General features: G+C 68.2%; 11 protein-coding genes. 1 reads left to right on the top strand and 10 read right to left on the bottom strand.

Going from position 1 to position 11,487, the window contains the following annotated elements; genetic code table 11:
• Positions 1-222: 222 nt before the first annotated feature.
• The 5 genes from hisG to metH form a co-directional block, all read right to left on the bottom strand.
• A complete protein-coding gene (hisG, locus tag GSI01S_RS03160; RefSeq protein ID WP_006894925.1) occupies positions 223-1,071 on the bottom strand; it encodes an ATP phosphoribosyltransferase in 849 nt (282 codons plus the stop codon).
• 58 nt (positions 1,072-1,129) lie between these two features.
• Positions 1,130-1,393: a phosphoribosyl-ATP diphosphatase gene (locus GSI01S_RS03155; protein WP_006894924.1), complete on the bottom strand. Its 264-nt coding sequence runs from the start codon at positions 1,391-1,393 to the stop codon at positions 1,130-1,132.
• Between the two features lie 79 nt (positions 1,394-1,472).
• Complete coding sequence (locus GSI01S_RS03150) at positions 1,473-2,108, bottom strand: HAD family hydrolase (RefSeq protein ID WP_101841694.1); 636 nt, start codon at positions 2,106-2,108, stop codon at positions 1,473-1,475.
• A gap of 149 nt (positions 2,109-2,257) precedes the next feature.
• Positions 2,258-2,875 (bottom strand): DUF1345 domain-containing protein, encoded by a 618-nt coding sequence (locus GSI01S_RS03145; protein ID WP_039866805.1) that lies wholly within the window; start codon positions 2,873-2,875, stop codon positions 2,258-2,260.
• Between the two features lie 108 nt (positions 2,876-2,983).
• Positions 2,984-6,565, bottom strand: coding sequence for a methionine synthase (gene metH, locus GSI01S_RS03140; RefSeq protein ID WP_006894921.1), 3,582 nt, complete (start codon positions 6,563-6,565; stop codon positions 2,984-2,986).
• Between the two features lie 51 nt (positions 6,566-6,616).
• On the opposite strand from metH, the gene GSI01S_RS03135 reads away from it, so the two are divergent.
• A complete protein-coding gene (locus tag GSI01S_RS03135; protein WP_006894920.1) occupies positions 6,617-7,516 on the top strand; it encodes a PAC2 family protein in 900 nt (299 codons plus the stop codon).
• A gap of 24 nt (positions 7,517-7,540) precedes the next feature.
• On the opposite strand, the gene GSI01S_RS03130 is transcribed toward GSI01S_RS03135, so the two are convergent.
• The 5 genes from GSI01S_RS03130 to GSI01S_RS03110 are packed head-to-tail and all read right to left on the bottom strand — an operon-like array spanning position 7,541 to position 11,452.
• On the bottom strand, positions 7,541-7,849 hold the full coding sequence (locus GSI01S_RS03130) for a hypothetical protein (protein ID WP_006894919.1): 309 nt from the start codon (positions 7,847-7,849) through the stop codon (positions 7,541-7,543).
• A gap of 9 nt (positions 7,850-7,858) precedes the next feature.
• Positions 7,859-9,109, bottom strand: a complete 1,251-nt coding sequence (gene mshC, locus GSI01S_RS03125; RefSeq protein WP_006894918.1) for a cysteine--1-D-myo-inosityl 2-amino-2-deoxy-alpha-D-glucopyranoside ligase — start codon at positions 9,107-9,109, stop codon at positions 7,859-7,861.
• A 51-nt stretch (positions 9,110-9,160) separates the two neighbouring features.
• Complete coding sequence (locus GSI01S_RS03120; protein WP_006894917.1) at positions 9,161-9,979, bottom strand: SCO1664 family protein; 819 nt, start codon at positions 9,977-9,979, stop codon at positions 9,161-9,163.
• On the bottom strand, positions 9,976-10,740 hold the full coding sequence (locus tag GSI01S_RS03115) for a DUF3090 domain-containing protein (RefSeq protein WP_006894916.1): 765 nt from the start codon (positions 10,738-10,740) through the stop codon (positions 9,976-9,978). The genes GSI01S_RS03120 and GSI01S_RS03115 overlap by 4 nt, the downstream gene beginning before the upstream one ends.
• Positions 10,741-10,777: 37 nt before the next feature.
• A complete protein-coding gene (locus GSI01S_RS03110; RefSeq protein WP_006894915.1) occupies positions 10,778-11,452 on the bottom strand; it encodes an MSMEG_4193 family putative phosphomutase in 675 nt (224 codons plus the stop codon).
• Positions 11,453-11,487: the final 35 nt, after the last annotated feature.

Below are 11,487 nucleotides of genomic sequence, written 5' to 3'. Positions count from 1 at the left end.
AGTTGGCTTCGACTCGCTACGCTCGCTCAACCAACCTGAGGAAAGCGCTCACTCAACCAGCCTGGGTGATAGTTGGCTTCGACTCGCTACGCTCGCTCAACCAACCTGGGGAAAGCGCTTGCTCAATCAGCCTGGGTGACAGTTGGCTTCGACTCGCTACGCTCGCTCAACCAGCCTGAGGAAAGCGCTCGCTCAATCAGCCTGGGGGAAGGCGAGCGTGTCCTAGAAGCGGCAGGAGCGGATGTCCGAGGCGAGGATGGCGCGGACGCCCAGTTCCGACAGGTCGTCCATCAGCGGCTGGTGCGTCTTACGCGGAACCATCGCGCGGACCGCGAGCCATTCCGGGTCGAGCATCGGCGACACAGTCGGCGATTCCAGGCCGGGCGTCATCGCGACCGCCTGATCGAGCAGTGCCTTGGGGCAGTCGTAGTCGATCATCACGTACTGCTGACCGAAGACCACGCCCTGTACGCGGGCGATGAACTGCTTCGCGGCCCGGGAGGCCTCCGCCGACTCCGGATTGCGGATCAGTACCGCCTCCGAATCGCAGAGGGAGTCGCCGAACGCCGCCAGACCGTGCAGCCGCAGCGTGCGTCCGGTTCCCACGACATCGGCGATCGCGTCGGCCACGCCGAGCTGAATCGAGATCTCCACGGCACCGTCGAGGCGGATGATCTCCGCGTCGATCCCCCGGGCGGCGAGGTCGCGGCGGACCAGGTTGGGATACGACGTCGCGATCCGCTTGCCCGCGAGGTCGGCGACGGTCCATTCCTGGTCGGCCGGAGCGGCGTAGCGGAACACCGAGGAACCGAAACCGAGCGCCACCTCCTCGATCACCTCGGCGCCGGAGTCGGCGGCCAGGTCGCGCCCGGTGATGCCGAGATCGAGGGTGCCCGCACCCACGTAGATCGCGACGTCCTTGGGACGCAGGAAGTAGAACTCGACGTCGTTGTTGACGTCGATGACGTTGAGGTCCTTGGGGTCCGAGCGCTTGCGGTACCCGGCTTCGGAGAGGATTCCGGCGGCGGCTTCGGACAGGGCGCCCTTGTTGGGGACGGCGACGCGCAACATTGCGGTGACTCCTAGAGGATGTGATCGGCGGGAGGTGTCGGTGACCGGAGGCCGGCGCTCAGAGGTAGCGGTAGATGTCCGCGGGGGTGAGCCCGCGCTTGACCATCATCACCTGCAACCAGTACACGAGCTGGGAGATCTCTTCCGAGAGCGACTCGTCCGACTCATGCTCGGCGGCCAGCCAGACCTCGCCCGCCTCCTCGATGATCTTCTTCCCGAGCGTATGGACGCCCGCGTCCAGAGCGGCGACGGTACCGCTGCCCTCGGGGCGGGTCTGGGCCTTGTCGGCCAGCTCAGAGAAGAGTTCGTCGAAGGTTTTCACACCGACTATTTTTGCACGTCGAGTCGATCGGTCCCTGGCCGGGGCGCGGTGCCCTCCCGGGGCGCGCGACGGGGTCCGGTCAGCGTGCGGCGAAGACCGCTGCGAGATCGTCGAGGGTGAGACCCTCGAGCGTCTCGCGGTAGGTGTACGTCGGCTTGGGCGGCACCGGGATCGCCGACGGGATCACGATCGCGGGCACGCCGGCGGCGTGCGTCGCGGCGGCGCCGACCGGCGAGTCCTCGAAGGCCAGACACTCGGACGCGCAGAATCCGACCAGTTCGGCGGCCCGGCGATAGATGTGCGGCTCGGGCTTGCCCGCCGCCACCTCGTCGCCGCAGACGGTGGCGACGAACCGGTCGCGCCCCAGCGTCTCGAGCATCACATCGGTGACCTCGCGGACCGTGTTGGTGACCAGCACCATCGGGATCTCCGCACCCGCCACGAGGTCGAGCGCGGAGAGTGCGCCGGGCCGCCACCGCAGATCGGTGGCGAACAGTTCGAGGACCCGGGCGACCATCGCGTCCTCGTCGGCCTCGAAGTCGCGCCCGGACTCCGGCACCCGTGCCGCCTCGTACACCTTGGTCAGCGCGTCCACCGAACTGTTGCCCATGGTGGCGTTGCGCAGCTCCGGAGTCATCTCGGCGCCGATGCCGCGGGCGAACTCCTCCATCGCCCGGCCCCACAGCGGCTCGGTGTCCAGGAGCGTTCCATCCATGTCCCAGAGCACGGCGCGCGGAAGCACACGGTCGTCTGTCACTGCCTCTTGCCTTTCGACGTCGGTTCCCGATCGGCCGGCGACGGGCCACGGCCATCGGGCACCAGCGTAGGCCAGCGGTCGTCGGCGCGGGCGGATCGCCGCACCCCTCAACTGACCAGGTTCATCACCAGGTTGATGGTCGTGGCGATGATGACCGTTCCGTAGACGTAGCTGAGCAGGCAGTGCTTGAGCACCTCGCGCCGGATGGCGGTGGGTCCGACGGCGGTGTCCGAGACCTGATAGGTCATGCCGAGGTTGAAGGCGAAGTAGAAGAAGTCCGCGTAGCAGGGCGGATCGCTCGTGTTGAAGTCGATCCCGCCCGGCTCGCCGGCGTAGTAGATCCGGGCGTACCGCGACGCGAACAGCGTGTGCAGCATCCCCCATGCCGCGAGCACCGCCACCACCGCCAGCATCGCGTACCAACTGCCGTTGCGGTCCCGGGCGGCCAGCAGCAGCACACCGATCGCGGACAGACTCACCGCGAGCGTTGCGATCAGCGCCGCATCGCCGAGTTCGTCGCGGACGTCGGCGGCCTCCGCGTGGGCGCGGGTGGTCGGCGCGTCCATCGGCCACAGCATCGCCACCGACCACACCAGATACACCGCCGACGTGACCGTCACCATCAGCATCGGCGCGAGCTGCCACAGTCCGGTCGCCGGCCAGACCACCGCGGCGATCACCAGTCCCGCCGCGAGTCCGACGATGAAGCGCGTCATCCCGCGCACATCCCGTTTGGCCATGCTGTGACGTTATCGGAGCGCCGAGCCGGTCGCGGACCGCACGCCCTGGGCGGCCCCGCCGTCAGCGGGGACTCCGCTGGCGCGGCCCTCGGACTACGTGTTGAAGTACTTGGCCTCCGGGTGGTGCAGCACGAAGGCGTCGGTGGACTGCTCCGGATGCAGCTGCAGTTCCTCCGACAGTTCGACGCCGATGCGGCCCGGTTCCAACAGATCGATCATCTTGGCGCGGTCTTCGAGGTTCGGGCAGGCACCGTAGCCGAAGCTGTAGCGCGCACCGCGGTACTCCAGGTCGAAGAAGCCCTGCGGGCGGTCGGGGTCCTCGTCGGCCATCACCCCGTCGGCGAAGGTCAGCTCGCTGCGCACCCGCTGATGCCAGTACTCGGCGAGCGCCTCGGTGAGCTGCACGCCGATGCCGTGCACCTCCAGATAGTCGCGGTATGCGTTCTCGGCGAACAGTTTGTTCGCGAAGTCGGCGATCGGGGTGCCCATCGTGACCAGCTGGAAGGGCAGGACGTCGACCTTCCCGTCGGCGAGCGCCTGCTCCCTGGAACGGATGAAATCGGCGATGCACAGGAAGCGGGGGCGCTGCTGCCTCGGGAAATCGAAGCTGTGCCGGACGGGCGCGGAGGGGTCGGGCGACTCCAGCACGTGCACCGTGTCGCCCTCGCTGACGGCCGGGAAGAAGCCGTAGACGACGGCGGCGTGCTGCAGAATCCCCTCGGTCGCCAGACGGTCGATCCACTCGCGCAGCCGCGGCCGCCCCTCGGTCTCGACGAGTTCCTCGTAGTCGGGTCCCTCTTCGCCGCGGGTGCCGCGCAGTCCCCACTGTCCGAGGAACAGCGCGCGTTCGTCGAGCATCGCCAGATAATCGGCGACCGGAATGCCCTTGACGATCCGCGTCCCCCAGAACGGCGGTGTCGGCACCTCGTTGTCGGCGGCCACATCCGACCGCGCCGGGACCTCGACCGGCGGTTCGGCGGCCTTGCGCTTCTCCGCGATCCGCTTGGACCGTTCGCGACGGGCCTTGCGCTCAGCGACCTTGGCCGCGGCGGCCTTGGCCTCCTCGCTGTCGGGATCGGGCCCCTCTCCGCGTTTGATGGCCATGATCTCGTCCATCAGCGACAGCCCCTCGAAGGCGTCGCGCGCGTACCGGACATCACCCTCGTAGACGTCGGCGAGATCGCCCTCGACGTACGTGCGGGTCAGTGCCGCCCCGCCCAGCAGCACCGGGTAGTCGGCCTTGCCCTGGGAGTTCATCTCCTCCAGGTTCTCCTTCATCACCACCGTCGACTTGACCAGCAGTCCGGACATGCCGATGACGTCGGCCCGATTCTCCTCGGCCGCCGACAGGATGGTCGCGATGGGCTGCTTGATGCCGATGTTGACGACGTCGTACCCGTTGTTGCTCAAGATGATGTCGACGAGGTTCTTGCCGATGTCGTGGACGTCGCCCTTGACGGTGGCGAGCACGATCTTGCCCTTGCCGTCCTCGTCGGTCGCCTCCATGAACTGCTCGAGATGCGCCACCGACGACTTCATCACCTCGGCGGACTGGAGCACGAAGGGCAGCTGCATCTGGCCCGACCCGAACAGTTCGCCGACGGTCTTCATACCCGACAGCAGGGTGTCGTTGATGATCGACAGCGGCGGCACGGTCTGTCGCGCTTCGTCGAGATCCTCGATCAGGCCGTTCTTGTCGCCGTCGACGATCCGTCGCTCCAACCGCTCGAACAGCGGCAGCGCCGCGAGTTCGGCGGCCCGCGACTCGCGCGCCGACGCCGCCGACACGCCCTCGAACAACTCCATCAGCTTCTGCAGCGGATCGTAATCGTCGGTGCGGTTGTTGTAGACGAGGTCGAGGGCCGTCTGTCGCTGCTCGTCCGGGATCCGCGCCATCGGCAGGATCTTCGACGCGTGCACGATCGCCGTGTCCAATCCCGCCTTCACGCACTCGTGCAGGAACACCGAGTTCAGCACTTGACGCGCGGCGGGGTTGAGACCGAACGAGATGTTCGAGATGCCGAGCGTGAAGTGGACCTGCGGATGGGCCTCCTTGATGCGCCGGATGGCTTCGATGGTCTCGATGCCGTCGCGGCGCACCTCCTCCTGACCGGTCGAGATCGGGAAGGTGAGGGCATCGATGATGATGTCCTCCTCTTCGAGACCCCAGTTCTGGGTGAGGTCGGTGATCAGCCGCTCGGCGATGGCCACCTTGTGATCCGCGGTGCGTGCCTGCCCCTGCTCGTCGATCGTCAGCGCGACCACGGCGGCGCCGTGCTCCACGACGTGCGACATGATTCGGGTGAACCGCGAGTCGGGCCCGTCGCCGTCCTCGTAGTTCACCGAGTTGACCGCGCAACGGCCGCCGAGGTGCTCGAGGCCGGCGCGGATCACGTCGGGTTCGGTGGAGTCGATCATGATCGGGAGCGTCGACGCGGTCGCGAACCGGGAGGCGAGCTCGGTCATGTCGGCCGCCCCGTCGCGGCCGACGTAGTCGACGTTGAGGTCGAGCATGTGGGCGCCGTCGCGGGTCTGGTCCTTGGCGATCTCGAGACACTTCTCGTAGTCGCCGCTGATCATCGCCTCGCGGAAGGCCTTCGAGCCGTTCGAGTTGGTCCGTTCGGCGATCACCAGGAAGCTCGCGTCCTGGTGGAACGGCACCGCGGTGTACAGCGACGAGGTCTCCGACTCGTGCTGGGGGTGGCGGGGGGCCGGGGTGACGTCCTTGACCGCCTCGGCCACCTGGCGGATGTGCTCGGGAGTGCTGCCGCAGCACCCGCCGACGAACTGCAGACCGTAGTCGGCGACGAATCCCGACAGCGCGGACGCCATGTCCTCCGGGGTCAGCGGATACTCGGCGCCGTTCTTGCCGAGAACGGGCAGGCCGGCGTTCGGCATCACCGAGACCGGGATCCGCGCGTGCTTGGACAGGTACCGCAGATGTTCGCTCATCTCGGTCGGACCGGTGGCGCAGTTGAGTCCGACGACGTCGACGCCGAGCGGCTCGATCGCCGCCAGCGCCGCACCGATCTCCGAGCCGATCAGCATGGTGCCGGTGGTCTCGACGGTCACGTGGGTGATGATCGGCAGGTGGCGGCCGAACTGCTCCATCGCGCGGCGTGCCGCGACGACGGCGGCCTTGAGCTGCAGCAGATCCTGGCTGGTCTCGACGAGGATGGCGTCGGCACCGCCCTCCAACATGCCGAGCACGCATTCGACGTACGCGTCGCGGATGGCGCCGAAGGTGGTGTGCCCGAGGCTGGGAAGCTTGGTGCCCGGACCGATCGAGCCGAGCACGAACCGGTCGGTCCCGTCGGCCGACGGCCCGAACTCGTCGGCCACCCCGCGGGCGATCGACACCCCTTTGTAAGCGAGTTCCCGGATCCGGTCGGCGATGTCGTAGTCGCCCAGGTTCGACAGGTTGCAGCCGAAGGTGTTGGTCTCGACGGCGTCGGCGCCCGCCTCGAAGTAGGCGCGGTGGATGCCTGCCAGCACATCGGGACGAGTGTCGTTGAGGATCTCGTTGCAGCCCTCGAGCTGCCGGAAATCGTCGAGCGTCAGATCGGCGGCCTGGAGCATCGTTCCCATCGCCCCGTCACCGATCAGCACCCGACGCGACATCGCCTGGAGGAATGTCGAGTCGTAGTTATCATGTGCGGTGGAGTGCGATGCCATACCTAGCAGGTTAGTTCGCGGCGAATCGACGGCCGTCGTAGGCTCGGTGGAATGAACTCCACACCGGACGGAAACGCAGCTGAGCAGGACGATTCGGCCGGCCGCGCGGGACTGCCCATTTTACGCACGCCGATTTTAATTGCGGCGTTCTCCGGGTGGAACGACGGCGCCGACGCCGCCACCGCGGCGGTCGAACACCTGGCGCTGGAGTGGGACGCCACCTCCATCTGGGAGATCGAACCCGACGACTTCTACGACTACCAGTCCACACGTCCCACGATTCGGCAGCGCGGCGGCGTCACCCGGCACATCGAGTGGCCGGTGACGAGCATGTCGGTGTGCGTCCTGTCCGCGCACGACCGCGACGTGGTCCTCGTCCTCGGTCCCGAGCCGAACTACCGCTGGCGGTCGTTCTGCGCCCGCATCGTCGAACTCGCGGAGGCACTGGAGGTCGAGATGACCGTGATGCTCGGTGCCCTGCTGGCCGACACCCCGCACACTCGTCCGGTGCCGGTCTCGGGGACCGCCGAGACCAGCGACGCCGCCAAGCGGCTGGGTCTGGAGCTCAGCCGATACGAGGGACCCACCGGAATCACCGGTGTGCTGTCGGACGCCTTCGTCCAAGCGGGCATCCCGTCGGTCTCCCTGTGGGCGGCCGTCCCCCACTACGTGGCGCACACCACCAACCCCAAGGCCACGCTCGCGCTCCTGACGAACGTCGCTTCGGTGACCGGTCTCCCGATCCCGCTGGGCACGCTGCCGCACCGGGCCGAGGAATGGGAGCAGTCGATCAGCGAGATGACCTCGGACGACGAGGACATGGCCGCGTACGTCCATGAACTCGAGCAGGCCTCCGACGAGGATCTGGACGACACCATGCTCCGGATCGACGGTGAACAGCTGGCGGCGGAGTTCGAGAAGTACCTTCGTCGGCGGGACGACGAGGACTGACCGGCTCCCCCACGGTGAGAGTGATCAGCCGATGCGCTCGATCTCGACGACGGGCGTCGTCACCCGCCAGGTGCGCACCTCCGGGTCGTCGGCGGCGCGCACCCAGAACTGGGCGGGCTCCCCGACGCGGCAGATCTTGACGTCCAGCAGCGGGATGTCCTCCGAATCGCGCCGGAGTTCACTGACCTCCCACCGGTGATCGTCGGTGCGCCCGACGCCGGGTGCGCGCAGGAGGGTCATCTCCCCGAAATCGATGACGTAGGTGGAGGTACGCGTGACGACCGTCCACACACCCTCGGGACCGTCGATCGGGATCTGCTGAGCACGAGCCACGAGCGAACCTTAGCCGACCGGTGCGATGTCGACACCCAGCAGCGCATCGACGGCGTCGGCGACCAGCCGCGAAGCCGTGGTCGACGCACCGATTCCCAGGATCGCGTCGGCCGCCCACGCGTCCACGGCGGCCAGTGCCTTCGGGGTGTCGAGATCGTCGGCCAGATGCTGACGCAGTCGTGCGACGGTGTCGGCGGCGTCGGGCGCGGTCGCGAGCTTGGCTGCCCGGCGCCACGTCGCCAGTCGGCGCTCACCGTCGGCGAGGATGTCGTCGGTCCACATGCGGTCGGCACGGTAGTGCTGCGAGATCAGACCGAGTCGGACGGCTCCCGGATCGACGCCCGCCGCCCGCAGCTTCGACACGAGAACGAGGTTCCCCAGGCTCTTGGACATCTTCTCGCCGTCGAGTCCGATCATCCCGGTGTGGACGTAGTGACGGGCGAAGCGACGCTCACCGGTGAGCGCTTCGGCGTGGGCCGCCGAGAACTCGTGATGCGGGAAGATCAGATCGCTGCCGCCGCCCTGGATGTCGAAACCCATGCCCAGCCGTCGCAGCGCGATGGCCGAACACTCGATATGCCAGCCGGGACGGCCCGGGCCCATCGGCGACTCCCACGACGGCTCGCCGTCGCGCGCGGCGCGCCACAGCAGGGCATCGAGCCGATTGCGCTTGCCCGGACGGTCGGGGTCGCCGCCGCGCTCGGCGAAGAACGTCGCCATCGTCTGCGCGTCGTATCCGGACTCGTACCCGAACTGCGGTGTCGCGTCGACGCTGAAGTAGACGTCCGGGAACTCCTCGTCGTCCACCACGTAGGCCGCGCCCCGCGCCAGCAGCTCGCCGACGGCGTCGACCACCTCGCCGATCGACTCCACGGCGCCGACGTAGTCGCGCGGCGCCAGGACTCGCAGCGCCTCCATGTCGGCGCGGAACAGATCGATCTCACGCGAGCCGAGGTCGCGCCAGTCCACACCGTCGCGTTCGGCGCGCTCGAACAGCGGGTCGTCGACGTCGGTGATGTTCTGCACGTAGTGCACGTCGTGCCCGCCGTCCCGGAGAATCCGGTTGATCAGGTCGAAGGTCACGTAGGTGGCGGCGTGACCGAGATGAGTGGCGTCGTACGGGGTGATGCCGCAGACGTACATCGTCGCGACCTCACCCGGGCTGACCGGCTTCACCTGGGCGTCGGAGGTGTCGTAGAGACGCAGCGGGACAGCGGGGCCCGGCACGGACGGAATCTTGGGCGACGGCCACGAATGCATGCCGTCAACTGTATGTGCCCGCGGCCGGTGTCCGGCAGTCCGGGTACCCGGTCAGAAGGGCGGCCACGGGATCGCGCGGCTGTGGGGCGGCAGCGGCATCACGCCCACATCGGCGAGCGACTTCGCACGACGCAGCAGCGCGGCGATCTCCTCCGGGGTGATCAGCGTCGACAGACGCACATGCAGCGCGCTGTCCACGTCCTCGAGCACGCCGCTCAGACGCGCCAGGTCGGCACGCTCGCCGGGCGGCACCGGGGTGCCCGCCCATCCCCACAGGATGGTCCGAAGCTTGTTCTCGCTGTGCAGGCAGATCCCGTGATCGATGCCGTACAGCCGGCCGTCGCCGTCGGTCAGGATGTGCCCGCCCTTGCGATCGGCGTTGTTGAGGACGGCGTCGAGCACCGCGAGGCGGCGCAGCCTCTCCTCCACCGAATGAACGAGGATCACTTCATCGCCTCGGTGGTCGTAGGCGTTGAGGACCCCGCGATACCCCTCCGGCACCTCGCCGGCGGGCACCAGATCCACCGGGTCGAGACGGCCGTCGTCCGACGGCGGCTGCTCGATCCACCGCTGGACCATGCCCGCACCCAGATCGATGTCGGTCGGACCGTCCTCGCGCAGCACGGTCTCGGGTATCAGATCCCATCCGAGTGCGTCGCTGATGAGATAGGACGCCACTTCGCGGCCGGCGAGGGTCCCGTCCGGGAAGTCCCACAGCGGTTCCTCACCGCGTACGGGCTTGTACACGCAGCGCATGGCCGTCCGTCCGTCCGACACGGCGCAGGCCACCGTGAGGTTGCTGGCCGAGGCGATGCGGCCCAAAACGGTGAGCTCGCCGGTGGCCAGCAGCTCCAGGCAGTCGGCGTTCACCGGTGCGTGTCGTCCCCGCCCCAGTCGCCGTCGTCCGCGCCGTCACCACGCTCGTCGGTGCCGTCGTCGTCGCTGTCGTCATCAGTGTCGTCGTCCAGTACGGCGTCCTCGTCCTCGACGGTGAACGACGAGTCGAATCCGGGCACCAGCCGACTCAGACTCGCGAGCACCTCCGGGTCGACGAACTCGATTGACCGGCTGAACTCGGCGTCGCGTTTGTAGCCGTTGCTGCGTGCGCAGATGTGCCCCGACGGATCCAGCGGCTGGTCGCACAGGGGACACAGCGGGCGGCCGGCCGCGATCACGCGCATAGAGCGGGCACTGAACTCGCGCGCCTCGTCGGCGGTCAGGAAGACGCGGACGGTGTCCGGTCCCTCCTCGGTGTCGTCGAGGATCACCGACTCGTCCAACGGCTGTTCGGTGACCGCGAGCAGTTCGATCACCACCGCGGCCGCATCGGCGTCCCAGCCCAGACCCATCGAACCGACCCGGAACTCGGAATCGATCGGGCTCTCGAGCGGCGAGACGTCGCCGACGTCCTCGGCCTCCGGTGGAATCGGCGTGCCGAAGCGCCGGCGCACCTCGTCGAGCAGATAGCTGAGGCGGTCGGCCAGGATCAGCACCTGCTGCTTCTCCAGTTCGACGCTCATCAACCGAGAGTCCTGCGACACCTGAATGTAGAAGGTGCGATCCCCCGGCTGACCGACGGTGCCCGCGACGAAACGCCGCGGACTCCGGAATTCGTGGATCGTACGAGCCATGACTCAACGGTACCCGGACGGCGAGCCGTGCTCCCGACTATGCCCCGGTGGACCCGCCCACCGTGGCGCCGGCGGCCATCGGCGGCCGCGGGAGCTCGAGCACCCCGTTGTTGTTGACGGTCTGCACGTAGGGCCGGGCAGCCGAGTAATGGATCACGCTGATCGAACCCGGATCCACCACGATCCGCTGGAACTGGTCCAGATGCATGCCGAGTGCGTCGGCGAGCACCGCTTTGATCACGTCGCCGTGCGAGCAGGCCACCCACACGCCCTTCCCGTCGGGACCGCCGTGTACCCGGTCGAGTTCCCGGATCGCCCTGGTCGCGCGGCGCGACACGTCGAGCAGGCCCTCGCCGCCCGGGAACACCACCGCCGACGGCTGCTGCTGCACCACCTTCCACAGCGGCTCGCCGAGCAGTTCGGAGATCTTGCGATTGCTCCAGTCGCCGTAATCGACCTCTTCCAGATTCGGGTCGGTCAGGTGCGGCAGCTCCGGGCGCGCCGCCACGAGCGGTGCGACCGTCTCCGCGCATCGCTGCAACGGCGAGCGGACGACGGCGGTGAGGTCGCCGAGGACGCTGCCGAGCCGGACCGGGAGTTCACCGGCCTGCGTGCGTCCGTGACCGTCGAGCCCCACACCCGGCGTCCGACCCGCGAGAAGTCCCGACGTGTTGGCCGTGGAGCGTCCGTGCCGGACCAGGATCACCGTCATGTCACACAGGTTACTGCCGCACGTGAATCGGGCCC

The organism is Gordonia sihwensis NBRC 108236 (assembly GCF_000333035.1).
In the GTDB taxonomy this organism is placed as follows: Bacteria; Actinomycetota; Actinomycetes; order Mycobacteriales; family Mycobacteriaceae; genus Gordonia; species Gordonia sihwensis.
The sequence above is the reverse complement of the archived record's forward strand: the minus strand, read 5'-3'. Positions and strand labels throughout refer to the sequence as shown.

Bases quoted from the DNA above. Each gene is read 5' to 3' on its own strand.
- hisG (WP_006894925.1), bottom strand. From the start codon at position 1,071: ATGTTGCGCGTCGCCGTCCCCAACAAGGGCGCCCTGTCCGAAGCCGCC.
- GSI01S_RS03150 (WP_101841694.1), bottom strand. From the start codon at position 2,108: ATGGATGGAACGCTCCTGGACACCGAGCCGCTGTGGGGCCGGGCGATG.
- metH (WP_006894921.1), bottom strand. From the start codon at position 6,565: ATGGCATCGCACTCCACCGCACATGATAACTACGACTCGACATTCCTC.
- GSI01S_RS03135 (WP_006894920.1), top strand. From the start codon at position 6,617: ATGAACTCCACACCGGACGGAAACGCAGCTGAGCAGGACGATTCGGCC.
- mshC (WP_006894918.1), bottom strand. From the start codon at position 9,109: ATGCATTCGTGGCCGTCGCCCAAGATTCCGTCCGTGCCGGGCCCCGCT.
- GSI01S_RS03115 (WP_006894916.1), bottom strand. From the start codon at position 10,740: ATGGCTCGTACGATCCACGAATTCCGGAGTCCGCGGCGTTTCGTCGCG.
- GSI01S_RS03110 (WP_006894915.1), bottom strand. From the start codon at position 11,452: ATGACGGTGATCCTGGTCCGGCACGGACGCTCCACGGCCAACACGTCG.